Below are 15,473 nucleotides of genomic sequence, written 5' to 3'. Positions count from 1 at the left end.
CCCGCCCCGTCGGGATCGATGAACGCGCGGTCGTAGCTCAGCTGGATAGAGCACCAGACTACGAATCTGGGGGTCAGGAGTTCGAATCTCTTCGACCGCGCCATTATTCCCGGCCTTGGCCATACCGTGACAGCAACAATCCCTATCTGAACCCTGCGCGGGCTGGCGACAGCTTTCCGGCGTCGCACATCTGGTCGGATCCGCACGGCCTCGGGCATGCTGGGAACGCGCCTCGCCTGGATGGGGCAGCGCTGTCGAACACGGCTTCGCCCGGCATCTTCAAGTGGCAGCGCGCCTTCCGTATCGGGGCTCGACGCGGCCGGACCGGCGATGAACGGGCCGGCAGGATTTCTCGCGCCCCGGCCGGCCATGACAGAAGCGTGCTGAATATCGGCGAAGCCTCTTCTGCCCCGCAGGGGCGATCGGCCGGAAGCGCCGTACATCACCGATTGACGGGGCTGGTTCGATAGCCTCGGGTTCTGCCGCGTCCGTCGAAGATGACGATCTTTTAACGAATTGCCGGTGGTGGGAGCGGGGATTTTCGACGAAGGAAGTAGACCATGCGGCCCGCCGCTGCACGTCCGTCGCCCATGGATCGGGGATGCCGATGGGTCGTCGGGCGCGCCGGCCGAGGTCTTGAAGGCCGATGGCGGCGTCGCGCGGCGTCGCGGTCGGGCCTGCCGCAGGTCGGCCGCGGTTCCCGGCAGCACGCCGTGGACCACGGGCCTGGGCGACGGGTGAGGCGGCGCTCTCGGTCGGGACGCACCGTCTCGCCGACCGGCGTCCAAGGCCGCACCGCGTCGGATCGACGATCCGCCGCCCTCTCGTCCGGGAGATCCCGGCGAAACACTCAGCCTCGAAGGTGGACGCCAACGTGATACGCCCCCTCTGTCGGTCCCTCTCGCTGGCGGCGGCGACCGCCCTGGCCCTCCCGTCGCTGGGGGGCGCGGCGTGGGCACGGGCCGTCCTGCCGGTCCATCAGACGGTGCTGCCCGACGGGGCCCTCCGCTATTCCGTGCCGATCACGGTGGGCGACGGCGCGCCGATGGAGGCCCAGCTCGACACCGGCTCGTTCGGGATCCGGGTGCTCAAATCCGCGCTCCAACCGGACCAGTATGTCGCGACCGACATGCACCGCAGCTACAACTTCGGCGGTGGCGCCAAGTTCGACGGCGTGCTCGCCCGTGCGGTGCTCGGCATCGGCCCGGTCCGCGGCGGCGAGCCTGAGCTGTTCCAGCTCATCGAGAGCGTCGGCTGCATCGAGGGGCGGTCGCAATGCGCCGCCTCGCGCGTCAAGCCGGAGGACTACCGCATCGGCGGCGACGGCTATCCGAAGGAGGGCTTCCCCGCGATCTTCGGCATCTCGATGCAGCGCGCCACCAGCCCCGACAGCGCGCAGAACCCGCTGGCGGCGGACGGGAAGAGCTGGATCCTGACCCTCCCCCGACCGGGCGACACCGAGCCGGGCCGCCTCGTCGTCGACCCCGATGCGGCCGAGCGGGCGGGCTTCACGACCCTGCAGCTCAAGCCTGAGGACGACAAGTCGCGGCGGCTGTCCGGCTGGGACGACGCCGACGTGCCGGCCTGCCTCGTGCAGGACGGCGGCGACCAGCGCTTCTGCGGTCGCGCCCTTCTGGACTCCGGCACGGCCGACATGGTCGTGATGACCGACACGGTCACCCGCTTCCAGCCCTGGGGGGCCGGCAAGAAGGCCCGGCTCGAGATCGGCGGCGCGGGCGGGCCCGCTTCGGTGGCGTTCACGTCCGGGCAGGACCATTCCAGCCGGGTGATCCTCCGCCCGCCGTGGCTGGGCGGGACGCAGATCATCACCGGCCCGCTCCCCTTCTACTCCTACGACGTCCTGTTCGATGCCGCCGCGGGGACGATCGGGTTCAAGCCGCGGCCCGCCGCGGCGCCCTGACCTGTTCAGGACAGGGTCAGCCTCTGTTGCACAAAAGCGCTGAAGATCCCCGCTGACCTCCCGGTGGTGAAATGGAGGATTGTTGCTGTGGCTGATCGGATGCAGAGTCGGCGTGGCGGGCTGGCCGCTGTTTCGAGGGGTGAGGCAGATTTCGGCGATGGTGAGTTGAGTGATGGAAACCGAAACGGCCGTGCCGGTCTCCTACGCGCAGCGGCGGCTCTGGTTCTTCGAGAAGCTGCAGCCCGGCAGTGCGATCTACAACATCCACATGCTGCGCATGCTGCCGGGCACGATCGACTCCACGGCCGTGAGCCGCATCCTCGGCGAGATCGTCCGACGCCATGAGGCGCTCCGCACCGCCTTCCCCGAGGTCGACGGCGAGCCCGCGGGCCTGCTCCACCCCCCGTCGGAGTTCCCGGTCGCCTTCGTGGACCTGTCGGGCCAGCCCGAGGAGGCGCGCTCCCGCGAGATGCACCGCCTCGCCGCGGAGAACCGCGACCGCGGCTTCGACGTCGAGCGCGGCCCGCTCCTGCGCGCGGTGCTGATCAAGGTCGAGCCGCACAGGCTCGCCCTGTCGCTCTGCGTCCACCACATCGTCTTCGACGACTGGTCGGCGGCCGTGTTCTCCCGCGAGTTCACGACGCTCCAGGACGACCTGCGCGCGGGCCGGCCCTTCTCGCTTCCCCCGCCGGCGAGCCAGTATCCCGCCTACGCGGCGACGCAGCGCGCCCGCTTCGAGGCCGGATCGACCGACCCCAAGCTCCGCTACTGGCTCGACCGCCTCGCGGGGCTGCCCGCCACCAGCGAATTGCCGACCGGCCGGCCGCGTCCGGCAGCCCAAACCTTCAAGGGGGCGACGCGGGTCTTCGACCTCGCGCGCTCGACCGCGGACGGCCTGCGCGACCTGACGCGCGCCTCCGACGTCACGCTCTTCATGAGCCTCTTCGCGGTCTTCGCGCTGCTGCTGCACCGCCACGCGAACCAGGCCGACATCGCGATCGGGACCCCCGCGACGGACCGCGGGCGGCCCGAGTTCGAGGACCTCATCGGCTTCTTCGTGGCGACGCTCGTGCTGCGCGTCGACTTCTCCGACGACCCGTCCTTCGCGACGCTGCTGGTCCGGGTGCGGGAAGCGGTGCTGGGAGCGCTGGCCCATCGCGAGGTGCCGTTCGAGCGCCTCGTGGAGGAGCTGCGCCCCGAGCGCGACCCGTCGCGCCAGCCGCTGTTCCAGACCATGTTCGTGTTCCAGTACGGCGGGCTCGGCGGCGAGGACACGACGGGCGACGCCGACGCGGTCGGCGCCAAGTTCGACCTGACCCTGACCGCCGTAGACGCGGCGCCGCGGATCCGCCTGTCCTTCGACTACAACGTGGACCTGTTCGCGCCGGAAACGGTCGCGCTCTTCGCCGAGCGCTTCGACGCCCTCGCCGCGGCGGCCGTCGCCGCGCCGGACCGCCCGGTCTCGGAGCTCGCCGTCCTGGGCGCCCCGGAGCGCGCACGCGTCGTGGACGCCTGGAACGGCACCGACGCGCCGCTCCCGCCGCCCGTCACGGCACAGGTGGCCGCCGTGGCGGCGCGGGCGCCGGACGCGCCGGCCCTGGCCGCGGCGGGCGAAACGGTCTCCTACGGCGCGCTCCTGGCCCGCGCCGACGCGCTCGCGGCCGAGCTCAGGGCGCGCGGCGTCGGCCCCGAGGTGAGGGTCGGTCTCTGCGCCCGGCGCTCGCCCGCCTGGGCCGTCGCCCTGCTGGGCATCCTGCGGGCCGGGGGCGCGCTGGTTCCGCTCGATCCCGCCCTGCCGGCCGAGCGCCTCGGCTACATGGCCGGGGACGCGGGGCTCGCGCTGGCGATGGTCGAGCCCGGCCTCGAAGATCGGCTCGGGGCGGCCGGCGTGCCCACGATGCCGCTCGCCGGCGACGGTTCGGACGCGTCCGCCGACGGCGCCGGGCCGCCGGCGCCGTCGTCCCTCGCCTACGTGATCTACACGTCGGGCTCCACGGGGCGGCCGAAGGGCGTCATGGTGGAACACGCGGGCCTCGCCAACTTGGCCCTGGCGCAGGCGCGCGCCTGGGGCGTCGGCCCGGGGTCGCGCGTGCTGCAGTTCGCGGCGCCGGGCTTCGACGCCGCCCTGTCCGAGGTGTTCTCGACCCTGTGCGTCGGCGGCTGCCTGCACGTCGCGGAGGGCGACGACCTCATCCCCGGCCCGCCGCTGCTCGCGACGCTGCGGGAGCGGCGGATCACCCACGTCACCCTGCCGCCCTCCGCCCTCGCCGCCATGGCGCCGGAAGGGCTGCCGGACCTCGGGCTGATCGTCGCCGCTGGCGAAGCCTGCGACGCCGCGCTGGCGGCCCGCTGGGCGCAGGGGCGCCGCCTCGTCAACGCCTACGGGCCGACCGAGATCGCCGTCTGCGCCACGATGGGCGCCTTCGACCCCGCGACGGGCGAGTTCCCGATCGGCCAGCCGATCGCCAACGTGCGCGTCTACGTGCTGGACCGACACGGGGCGCCGGTGCCGCCCGGCGTGGCGGGCGAGATCCACGTCGGCGGCGCCGGCGTCGCCCGCGGCTACCTCAACCAGCCCGACCTCACCGCCGAGCGCTTCGTGCCCGACGCCGTGTCGGGCCGGCCCGGCCGCCTGTACCGCACCGGCGACCTCGGCCGCTTCGACAACCACGGCACGCTGCACTACCTCGGCCGCCTCGACCGCCAGCTCAAGGTGCGCGGCTACCGCATCGAGCCCGGCGAGGTGGAAAGCGTGCTGCGCCGCCATCCCCAGGTGGCCGACGCCGCCGTGCTCGGCCTCGGCACAGGGCCGGACGCGCGCCTGATCGCCTACGTGATCCCGCGCGGCACGCCCCCGCTCGCGGTGGAGCTGCGCGCCTTCGCGGCCGGGCTGCTGCCCGACTACATGGCGCCGGCCGCCTACGTGACCGTGGACGCCTGGCCCAAGACGCCCAACGGCAAGATCGACCACGCCGCCCTGCCGCGCCCCGACAGCCTGGCCCGGCAGGCGCGCGCCGCCTACGCGGCCCCGCAGGGCGAGACCGAGGCCCGCGTGGCCGCGATCTGGCGCGAGTGCCTGGGCGTGAGCGCGGTGGGGGGCGACGACAACTTCTTCGACCTCGGCGGCCACTCGCTGCTGCTGGTCAAGGTGCACGGGCGGCTGCGCGCGGAGCTCGGCTCGGCGCTGTCGCTGGTGGACCTGTTCCGCTTTCCCACGGTGCGGCTGCTCGCCGCCGCGCTGAAACAGGACGCCGCCGGCCACGCCGGCGCCGAAGCCGCGGCCCTCGGCCGGGCCGACCAGCGCGCCGCACAGCAGAACGCAGCGCGCCTGCGTCGCCGACGCCCAACCGGAGCCAACAATGCTTGACACCCCCGGCGCCGACGGGCGGGGCGACGGCGCCTTTCCCGCCTCCTACGGCCAGCAGCGGATGTGGTTCTTCGAGCGCATGCAGCCGGGGAGCGCCCTCTACACGGTCCAGCACACGGAGCAGCTGTCGGGGTCGCTCGACGCCGACGCGCTGAGGCGCGCCCTCGACGCGCTGATCCGCCGGCACGACGCGCTCCACGTCACGTTCGAGGAGCGCGACGGCCGGCCCGTGCAGGTCCCCCGCGCGCCGGCGCCGGCCGACGTGGCGTTCCACGACGTCGCCGACCTGCCGCAGGCGTCCCGCTCCCGCGAGATCGAGAAGGTCTTCCGCGAGCTCGTGACCCGCGGCTTCGACCTCGAGCGTGGGCCGCTCGCCCGCTTCGCCTTGTTGTCGATCCGGCCCGACCAGCAGCTCCTGATGATGGTGGTCCACCACATCGTCTGCGACCTGTGGTCCGTGGGCGTGCTGGTGCGCGACCTCAAGGCGCTCTACGGCGCCTTCCGCTCGGGCGCGCCCTCCCCGCTGCCCGAGGTGCCGCTGCGCTTCCGCGACGTCATCGCCGAGCAGCGCGCCCGCTACGACGCCGGGTCGATCGACCCCGAGCTGCGCTATTGGCGCGAGCGCCTGGCCGGGCTCCCCGCCACCAGCGAGCTGCCGGCCGACCGCCCCCGCCCGCCGGTGCAGAGCTACCGCGGCGCGGGCTGGAACTTCACACTGCGGCCCGAGGTCGCCGCCCCGCTGCGCGACCTCGTCCGCGGCTCCGGCACGACGCTGTTCATGGGCCTGTTCGCCGCCTACGCGGTGCTGCTCCACCGCCATTCCGGCCAGGCCGACCTCGCCGTCGGCACGCCCATCGCCAACCGCACGCGGCCCGGCTTCGACGGCATGGCCGGTCTGTTCATGAACATGGTGGTGCTGCGCCTCGACCTCGCGGGCGACCCCACGGTGCGCGAGCTGCTGGCCCAGGTGCGCGAAACCGCGCTCGGCGCCTTCGACAACCAGGACGTCCCGCTGGAATTCCTGATCGACGACCTCAAGCCGGCCCGCGACCCGTCGCGCGCGCCGCTGTTCCAGACCCTGTTCCTGTTCCAGCAGGGCCAGGGCGGCCCCGAGCCCGAGGACGGGCCGTCCCACACCAACGGCTCCAAGTTCGACCTCACCCTGACTCTGGTGGACTCGGCGCCCCGGATCACCGGCACCTTCGAATACGCGACCGACCTGTTCACCGCCGAAACGGTGGCGGGCTTCGCCGGCCGCTTCGAGGCGATCGCCGCCGCCATGGCGGCCGACCCGGACGCGCGGGTGTCGCGCCTCGCCGCCATGCCGCCGGAGGAGCGGCGCACCGTGGTCGAGGGCTGGAACGCCACGGACAGGCCCGTGCCGGACGGCGGGACGCTCGGCGGCCTGCTCCGCCGGGCGGTGGCGGACCATCCCGCCGCGGTCGCCGTGTCGTTCGGGGACGAGAGCCTGTCCTACGCCGAACTCGGCCGCCGCGCCGCGGCCCTGTCCGCCGAGCTGAGGCGGCGCGGCGGAGGGCCCGGCACGCGGGTCGGGCTCTGCGCCGAGCGCTCGGTCGACTGGGCGGTGGCGATCGTCGCCGTGCTGTGGTCCGGCTCGGCCTTCGTGCCGCTCGACCCGTCCTTCCCGCCGGACCGGCTCGCCTACATGGCGGACGACGCCGGCGTGGCCCTGGTGCTGACCGAGTCGGGTCCCGAAGCCAAGCTGGTCGGCGCGGGCGCGGCGCTGCTGGACATCCACGCCCCCCTCCCCCCGGCCGGGCCGGACGACGCGGGCGACGGGGTCGGCCCGGGCGACATCGCCTACGTGGTCTACACGTCGGGCTCGACGGGGCGGCCGAAGGGCGTCGTGGTGGAGCACGCGGGCGTGGTCGGCTTCATGCTCGCCATGGCGGACGCCTGGAAGATCGGCCCGGGCGCGCGCGTGCTGCAGTTCACCGCGCTCGGCTTCGACATCGGGCTGTCCGAGGTGTTCCTCGCGCTGACCGGCGGCGCGGCGCTGGAGCTCGCGCGCGGCCCGGAGATGATGCCCGGCCCGCCGCTGCTCGCGACGCTGCGGGAGCGGCGGATCACCCACGTCACCCTGCCCCCCTCCGCCCTCGCCGCCACGGCGCCCGAGAGCCTGCCCGACCTCCGGCTCGTCATCTCGGGCGGCGAGCCCTGCGACCCGGAGGTCGCGGCGCGCTGGGCCGCGCACGGGCCCATCGTCAACGCCTACGGACCGACCGAGGCCACCATCTACGCCACCGTCGGCGCCTTCGACCCCGCGACGGGGCAGTTCCCGGTCGGGCGCCCGATCCCCAACATGCGCGTCTACGTGCTGGACCGGCACGGGGCGCCGGTGCCGCCCGGCGTGGCGGGCGAGATCCACATCGGCGGCGCCGGCGTCGCCCGCGGCTACCTCAACCAGCCCGACCTCACCGCCGAGCGCTTCGTGCCCGACGCCGTGTCGGGCCGGCCCGGCCGCCTGTACCGCACCGGCGACCTCGGCCGCTTCGACAACCACGGCACGCTGCACCACCTCGGCCGCCTCGACCGCCAGCTCAAGGTGCGCGGCTACCGCATCGAGCCCGGCGAGGTGGAAAGCGTGCTGCGCCGCCATCCCCAGGTGGCCGACGCCGCCGTGCTCGGCCTCGGCACGGGGCCGGACGCGCGCCTGATCGCCTACGTGATCGCGCGCGGCACGCCCCCGCTCGCGGTGGAGCTGCGCGCCTTCGCGGCCGGGCTGCTGCCCGACTACATGGCGCCGGCCGCCTACGTGACCGTGGACGCCTGGCCCAAGACGCCCAACGGCAAGATCGACCACGCCGCCCTGCCGCGCCCCGACAGCCTGGCCCGGCAGGCGCGCGCCGCCTACGCGGCCCCGCAGGGCGAGACCGAGGCCCGCGTGGCCGCGATCTGGCGCGAGTGCCTGGGCGTGAGCGCGGTGGGGGGCGACGACAACTTCTTCGACCTCGGCGGCCACTCGCTGCTGCTGGTCAAGGTGCACGGGCGGCTGCGCGCGGAGCTCGGCTCGGCGCTGTCGCTGGTGGACCTGTTCCGCTTCCCCACGGTGCGGCTGCTCGCCGCCGCGCTGAAACAGGACGCCGCCGGCCACGCCGGCGCCGAAGCCGCGGCCCTCGGCCGGGCCGACCAGCGCGCCGCACAGCAGAACGCAGCGCGCCTGCGTCGCCGACGCCCAACCGGAGCCAACAATGCTTGACGTCGACCCTTCGGACGCCGGCGAGGACGCTCCGCCCCCCAGCGTGGCCATCATCGGCATGGCGGGGCGCTTCCCGCAGTCGCCCGACCTCGCCAGCTTCTGGGCCAACCTCGCGGCCGGCCGGGACTGCATCACGCGGCTCGGCCGCGAGGAATCCATCGCCGCGGGCGTGGACCCGCGCTCCGTCGCCGACCCGCGCTACGTCGGCGCCAAGGGCGTGCTGGAGGACGCGCTGTGCTTCGACGCCGGCGTCTTCGGCTACAGCCCGCGCGAGGCCGAGATCATCGACCCCCAGCAGCGGCAGTTCCTGGAATGCGCCATGGCGGCGCTGGAGGACGCCGGGCTTGACCCGAGCCGCTTCCCCGGCAGCATCGGCGTGTTCGGGGGGCAGGCCGCCAGCTCCTACGTGCAGGCCCTGCGCATGGACCCGCGCAACGCCGACCTGCCCGGCGAGCAGGTGATGATCGGCAACGACAAGGACTTCCTCACCTCGAAGGTGTCCTACAAGCTGAACCTCAAGGGCCCGAGCGTCGTGGTCCAGAGCGCCTGCTCGACCTCGCTGGTCGCGCTCGCGCTGGCCTACCAGAGCCTGCTCGACTTCGGCTGCGACGTGGCCCTGGCGGGCGGCGTGTGCATCGGCTTCCCCGACCACGAGGGCTACGTCTTCGAGGAAGGCGGCACCCATTCGCCGGACGGCTACCTGCGCGCCTTCGACTCCCGCCCCTCGGGCATCGTGGGCGGCAACGGCGTCGGCGTGGTGGTGCTCAAGCGCCTCGAGGACGCGATCGCCGACCGCGACCCGATCCACGCCGTCGTGCGCGGCGCCGCGATGAACAACGACGGCTCGGTGAAGATCGGCTACACGGCGCCGAGCGTCGACGGCCAGGCCGACGCCGTCTCGACCGCCCTCGCGCTCGGCGACGTCGATCCCGCCACGATCGGCTACGTGGAGGCCCACGGGACCGCCACCCGCCTCGGCGACCCGATCGAGGTGGCGGCGCTCACCAAGGCGTTCCGGCGCAGGACCGCGAAGACGGCCTTCTGCGGCATCGGCAGCGTGAAGACCAACATCGGCCACCTCGACGCCGCGGCGGGCGTGGCCGGCCTGATCAAGGCCGTTCTGGCCTTGAAGCACGAGGCGATCCCGCCGACGCTCAACGTCGAAACCCTCAACCCCCAGATCGACTTCGCGGCGAGCCCCTTCCGGGTCTGCAAGGCGCTCGAGCCCTGGCCCAAGGGCGAGGAGCCGCGGCGCGCCTCCGTCAGCTCCTTCGGCATCGGCGGCACCAACGCGCACGTCGTGATCGAGGAGGCGCCCGCGCCCGAGGCGCCGGAGGCGCCCGCGCGCGACGCCGCCGTCCTGCTCCTGTCGGCCAACTCGTCCTCGGCCCTGAAGCGGGTCGCCTCGCGCCTCGGCGCCGCCTTCCGGGCGGATCCGGGGATCGACGTCCACGACGCCGCCCACACGCTGCAGACCGGCCGCAAGGCGTGGAGGCATCGCATGGCCGTGGTCTGCCGCTCGGCGGCGGACGGAGCGGAGCTGCTCGAAGCGGGTTCGGCGCCGCTGGTGAACCGCGGCCAGGCGCCGTCCTCCGGCGTCGCGCCGGTGGCCTTCCTGTTCCCCGGCCAGGGCGCCCAGCACCTCGGCATGATGCGGGGCCTCTACGAGGCCGAGCCCGCCTTCCGCGCCACGATCGACGAATGCGCCGAGCTTCTGCGCCCCGAGATCGGCCACGACATCCGCGAGCTGCTGCGCGCGCCGGCGTCCGACGCGGCCGCCGCCGCAGAGCTCGACCGGACGCGGACCACGCAGCCGGCGCTGTTCGCCGTGGAGCTCGCGCTGGCCCGGCTGTGGATGTCCTGGGGCGTGCAGCCCGCCGGCATGCTCGGCCACAGCATCGGCGAATACGTCGCGGCCTGCCTCGCGGGCGTGATGGACCTGCCGGACGCGTTGCGCGTGGTCGCCCGCCGCGGCGCCCTGATGCAGTCGCTCCCCGAGGGCGCCATGGCGAGCGTCCCGCTGCCGGCCGAGGAGGTGGAACCGCTGCTCGGCCCCGGCCTGTCGATCGCCTCCGTGCTGGGCGCGCGCCTCTGCGTCGTGTCGGGCCGGGCCGGGCCGCTCGCCGCCTTCGAGGAGCGCCTGAAAAGCTACGGGGTGGCGTCGCGGCCCGTCCGCACGTCGCACGCCTTCCATTCGGCCGAGATGGACGCGATCCTCGGCCGCTTCGTCGACATCTTCGCGGGCGTGACGCTGCGGGCGCCCACCATCCCGTTCGTGTCGAACCTGACCGGCACCTGGATCACCGCCGAGCAGGCGACGGACCCGTCCTACTGGGCGAGCCAGCTGCGCGCGCCCGTCCGGCTGTGGGACGGGCTGGCGGAGGTGACCGCGCAGGCCGGCACGGTCTGCCTCGAGGTCGGCCCCGGCCGCGGGCTGTCGGCCCTGGTGCTCAACGCCGTCGAGGGCCGCCGCGTCGACGCCGTGGCGTCCTGCCGCGACCGCGGCGACCGGCGCGACACCGTCGACGACGAGACGACGCTGCTCGGCGCCGCCGGCCGCCTGTGGGCCCTCGGCGTGCCGGTCGATTGGCCCGCCGTGTCGGGCCCGGCGGCGCGCAACAAGCTCCACCTGCCGAGCTACCCGTTCGAGCGCGAGGAATATTCGCTGATCCACGCGGCGGGTCCGGCGACGGACGCGGGCCAGGCGCGCGAGCGGCCGAGCTCCGACCTGCTCTACGCGCCCGCGTGGCGGCGCGTGGCGGCGAAGCGGGCGGCCGAGACCGGCGCCGCGCTCGACTGGGTGGTCTTCTGCGACGGGCTGGGGCTCGGGGAGCGCTGCGCCGCGCTGCTCGCCGAGGCCGGCCAGCGCGTCACCACGGTCGGGCTCGCGGGCCGGGGCGGCACCGTCGACCATCGCCTGGCGCCGAACGACCCCGACGGCTGCGCGGCCCTGTTCCGGGACCTGGAGGAGCGGGGCCGCAGCCCCGACCGGGTGCTGCACCTGTGGGGTGTCGGCGGCGCCGACCCGGCCGCGAGCCAGCGCGAGCGGGTCGCCGCCGTGCGGGCGCTGGGCTTCGACAGCCTCCTCGAGGTCGCCAGGGCGCTCGGCGCCCGCAAGGCCCCGAAGCCGTGCCTCGTTTGCGTGGCCTCGACGGGGCTCTACGACGTCGTCGGCGACGCGGTCGAGCCCGAGAAGGCGCTGCTGATCGGCCCGGTGCGGGTCATCCCCGCGGAATACGACGGGGTCGGCTGCCGCAGCGTCGACCTGGCGCTGCGCGACATCGAGCGGCATCCGGACCGCGAAGCGCGCCTGCTGGTCGCGGAGGCCGGGCGCCCGGAGGTGGCCGACGCGGCGCTCCGGGGCGGGGACCGCTGGGTGCGCAGCTTCGAGAGCATCTACTTCGACCCGCACGGCGACCCCGCGCCCGAGCTGCCCTCGCGCCTCCGGGCGGGCGGCGCCTACCTGATCACGGGCGGCCTCGGCGGGATCGGCCTCGCCATCGCCCGCAGGCTCGCCGAGCGGGTCGGGGCGCGGCTGGTGCTCACCGGGCGGACCCTGCCCGAGGACGGCGGCGCGGCCATCCGCGGCGAGATCGCGGGGCTCGGCGGCGAAGCCTTGACGCTGAAGGCGGACGTGGCCGACCCGCACGCCGTCCGGGCCGCCCTCGACGAGGCGGAGGGCCGGTTCGGGCCGATCCACGGCGTCGTCCACGCGGCCGGCGTGGCGGGGCGCGGCATCATCCAGAGCAAGACGGGCGCCGACGTGGACCGCGTGCTCGCGCCCAAGGTCGAAGGCACGCTGGTGCTGGACGAGGCCCTGGCGAGCCGGCCGCTCGACTTCTTCGTGGCCTGCTCGTCGGTGTCGACCCTCATCGGCGCGCCGGGCCAGGCCGAGTACACGGCCGCGAACGCCTTCCAGGACAGCTTCGCCCAGGCGCGGCGGCGGGACGGCGTCCGCCACCTGTCGATCGACTGGGACCGCTGGGCCGAGGTCGGCATGGCGGTGCGGGAGATGGCCCAGCAGCACGGGGCGGCCCCCCCGCCGGACCTCCCGCCGGGGCTGGCCTCCGCGCAGGGCGCCGAGTGCTTCGAGATCGCACTCGACTCGGCGGAGCCCCAGATCGCGGTCGCGCTCGACCACTTCGAGTGGATCAGCCGCTACGGGCCGCCGCGCGCGCAGCAGGCTGCGGCGGCCAAGCCCCAGCGCTCCTACGAGCGCCCGGAGCTCGACACCGCCTTCGTGGCGCCGACCGACCCGACCGAGGTCGCCATCGCGGGGCTGTTCGAGGCGGTGCTGGGCATCAAGGACGTCGGCATCGACGACAACTTCTTCGACCTCGGCGGCCATTCGCTGCTCGGCGTGAAGCTCGTGAACAGCATCCAGGAGGTGCTCAAGGCGGAGATCGGCATCGGCGAGCTGTTCGGCCTGCCGACGGTCCGCAGCCTCGCCCGCGCCGTGGCGGCCCGGCGCGACTCCGGCCGGGGCGCCCCCGCGGCGGCCGTATGACGGCGGCGCCGCCCGACGCGGCGGGGCGCTGGGTCCTGCGCCGGCACGCGCGCCCCGACGCGCGGCTGCGCCTGCTGTGCCTGCCCCACGCCGGGGGCGACACGTGGATGTTCGCGGACTGGCACAACGCCCTGCCGCCGAGCGTCGACGTGTGCCCGATCCGGCTGCCGGGCCGCGGCAGCCGCATCGCCGACCCCGCCATCGCCGACCTCGACGCCCTCGTGGCGGCGCTGGTCGACGGGTTGAGCGGCCTGCTCGACCGCCCCTTCGCGGTCTTCGGCCACAGCATGGGCGCGCTGATCGGCGTCACCCTGGCGCGGGCCCTCGCGCGCGAGCGGGGCCTGAGCCCCGTGCTGTTCTGCGCCGCCGCCTGCCGGGCCCCGCACCTCGTCGGGGCGCTGGCGCCGATCAGCCAGTTGCCGGACCACCTCCTGCTGGCGGCGATGCAGCGCCGCTACGGCCGCCCCCTGGACTTCGCGGACAACCCCGACCTCCTGCGGCTCGTGCTGCCCACGCTCCGGGCCGACCTGTCGCTCTGCGAGACCCCCATGCCGTCCCGCCGGGACCTCGCGTGCCCGATCGTGGCCTACGGCGGTCGCCACGACGCCTCGGTCGACGCGGCGGCGCTCGACGGCTGGGAGGACCACACGAGCGGCGCGTTCCGCTACCACGTCCTCGACGGGGACCACTTCTTCCCGATCGGCGCCAAGGCCGAGCTGCTGCCCGTCCTGGCCGAGGACCTCGGCTGGGCGATGAGCTGAGCCCGGTCCCCGCGGACCTGAAGGCCGGAGGGCACCGGCGGACGCGCGCCCCGGCGCCGAGGAGGTCGGACGGTGGGGCACGGCCGCGGCGGCCGCAACCGCGCGCCCCGAGGAACCAAGCCAGCGCCGTCCCATTCCCCTCCCACAAGGAGGCCTCCATGCCGCTGAGCCCACGTCCCCTGCACGCCGACGAGCACCAGCCCGATACCGGCGACGCGCCGCACGGCTTCCGGGATTGGTCCCGGCACGTCGGCGACCCGGCCTCCGGCCTCGCGCCGGCCCGAGCGCCCGAGCCGGACCTGCTCGGCGTCGATCCGGGCCACCCGCTGCTGAAGGTCGCCGCGGCCGTCTTCGTGGGCTACACGCTGGGCCGCCTCGTCCACCGCGGCCCGGCGCGGGCGAGGCGCGCGGCGGCCCAGCGCCCCTCCGGCCCGCCGCCCCGGCCCGTGGCGGCCGCCCCCGTCCGCTCCCCGCGCGAGCCGCGGTCCGACATCCGCTTCCGGTAGCCGCGGCTCCCCGTCCGGCGCCGGCCCGCTCGCGGGAGCGCGGACATATCCGCTCCCGCGGGCGAAACCATCGGCGCGCCCTTCCGTAACTGGGCGCGGGTCGGCCCGCTCCGGGCCGGCCCAAGCGACCGCGGCGGGATCCCGTGCCCAACAGGACGCCGCGGTCGTACCCCGTGCCCCGTCGACCGCGAGGCACGGCTTCACGGCGATGTGACCGGCGACGCCGCGCAGCGGCGTATAGTGTGACCGTTCAGGATCGATACAGGGCCGGGATGGTGATGTCGGCCCGTTCTGGAGGGACGTGCCATGCCGAGCGACCAAGCCATCCGTCAGTCGGGCCAGCCCGCTTCGATCAGGACTCCCGACCAGTTGCAGCAGGCCAAACGTCCCGACGCGCCGCGGCCTGGCGGAAGCGCCGACCGGCCGCGCGAACCCGACGCGGCACAGCCCCGGCCCGAGGGCATCCTCGGCCAGCTCGAAACCGAGCGCGCCCACGACTGATCCCGAAAGCGAGAAGCCCTGACCTGTCGCCTCATCCTCAGCCGGCCCGAAGAGCCCGGCTCAGGACGAGGGATGGACGGAGATTCCCTGCCGTCGGCATGACCTGAGGTCCGGCTGGACCGGCCGGGTCGCGCGCCGCGCGCCCGCACGGGGCCCGCCGCGAAGCCGCACGACCGTCGCCGGGCGCGTCCTGAACGGACACGACGCGGCCAAGCTCGGCGGCCTCGCGGCGCTGGCCGCGGGTGCCCTGACCGGCCTCTGGCTCGCGGCCGAGCGCCGCCGCTGACGGTTGGGGGAGCGGGACGGCCTCAGGCGGCGCGGGCGCGGGCGATCGCGTCGTCGACGGGGCGGATGCCGAGGCGCTCGAGGTGGGACACGCAGCGGCTGATCACGGGCGCGGTCTCGCCGGGCGCGAGGCGCGCGATCGTCGTCACCGACACGGCCTCCCGGCCGACGAACAGGTTCAGCACGAGGTCGACGGCGCCGCCGCCCGTCGCCGTGCGGCACAGCTGATAGGCCATGGGCCGCGGATCGTCGCTCGCTCGAAAGGCATCCATCGGGAGGTCGCCTGCAGGCGTGAGTTGAGGCACGCAGGATTGATGACCCGTCTCGCTTAACGAATCGTTAATGCGGGGCCGATCGCCTTAACCATGCCGCCGGCAGGCCATCCCCGGGAGCCGGCTCGGACGG

The 15,473-nt window shown here is 74.7% G+C and carries 8 protein-coding genes and 1 tRNA gene; 8 read left to right on the top strand and 1 reads right to left on the bottom strand.

The annotated features are described in order from the left end of the window. Window positions 1-26: 26 nt before the first annotated feature. The 8 genes from L7N97_RS12245 to L7N97_RS12210 all read left to right on the top strand — a co-directional run bounded on the left by L7N97_RS12245 (window position 27) and on the right by L7N97_RS12210 (window position 14,783). A tRNA-Arg gene (locus L7N97_RS12245) sits at window positions 27-103 on the top strand. A 771-nt stretch (window positions 104-874) separates the two neighbouring features. Then, entirely contained in the window at window positions 875-1,921 is a 1,047-nt protein-coding gene (locus L7N97_RS12240; RefSeq protein WP_237478544.1) for a hypothetical protein, read from the top strand. Window positions 1,922-2,093: 172 nt separating this feature from the next. Then, window positions 2,094-5,288: a non-ribosomal peptide synthetase gene (locus tag L7N97_RS12235; protein ID WP_237478543.1), complete on the top strand. Its 3,195-nt coding sequence runs from the start codon at window positions 2,094-2,096 to the stop codon at window positions 5,286-5,288. Beyond that, window positions 5,281-8,508, top strand: coding sequence for a non-ribosomal peptide synthetase (locus L7N97_RS12230; protein WP_237478542.1), 3,228 nt, complete (start codon window positions 5,281-5,283; stop codon window positions 8,506-8,508). The genes L7N97_RS12235 and L7N97_RS12230 overlap by 8 nt, the downstream gene beginning before the upstream one ends. Continuing rightward, window positions 8,501-13,015 carry a type I polyketide synthase gene (locus L7N97_RS12225; protein WP_237478541.1) on the top strand — a complete coding sequence of 1,505 codons (4,515 nt, stop codon included), beginning with the start codon at window positions 8,501-8,503 and terminating at the stop codon, window positions 13,013-13,015. The genes L7N97_RS12230 and L7N97_RS12225 overlap by 8 nt, the downstream gene beginning before the upstream one ends. Beyond that, a complete protein-coding gene (locus L7N97_RS12220; protein ID WP_237478540.1) occupies window positions 13,012-13,776 on the top strand; it encodes a thioesterase II family protein in 765 nt (254 codons plus the stop codon). The genes L7N97_RS12225 and L7N97_RS12220 overlap by 4 nt, the downstream gene beginning before the upstream one ends. Before the next feature lie 158 nt (window positions 13,777-13,934). After that, window positions 13,935-14,282 (top strand): hypothetical protein, encoded by a 348-nt coding sequence (locus L7N97_RS12215; RefSeq protein WP_237478539.1) that lies wholly within the window; start codon window positions 13,935-13,937, stop codon window positions 14,280-14,282. Between the two features lie 306 nt (window positions 14,283-14,588). Then, window positions 14,589-14,783, top strand: a complete 195-nt coding sequence (locus tag L7N97_RS12210; protein ID WP_237478538.1) for a hypothetical protein — start codon at window positions 14,589-14,591, stop codon at window positions 14,781-14,783. A gap of 308 nt (window positions 14,784-15,091) precedes the next feature. Here the strand turns inward: L7N97_RS12210 and L7N97_RS12205 are convergent, their stop codons facing one another. Next, entirely contained in the window at window positions 15,092-15,304 is a 213-nt protein-coding gene (locus L7N97_RS12205; RefSeq protein ID WP_237478537.1) for a hypothetical protein, read from the bottom strand. Window positions 15,305-15,473: the final 169 nt, after the last annotated feature.

Source organism: Lichenibacterium dinghuense, assembly GCF_021730615.1.
Lineage (GTDB): Bacteria > Pseudomonadota > Alphaproteobacteria > Rhizobiales > Beijerinckiaceae > Lichenihabitans > Lichenihabitans dinghuensis.
Note: the sequence above shows the minus strand (reverse complement) of the source record. Positions and strands in the feature narration are given on the sequence as shown.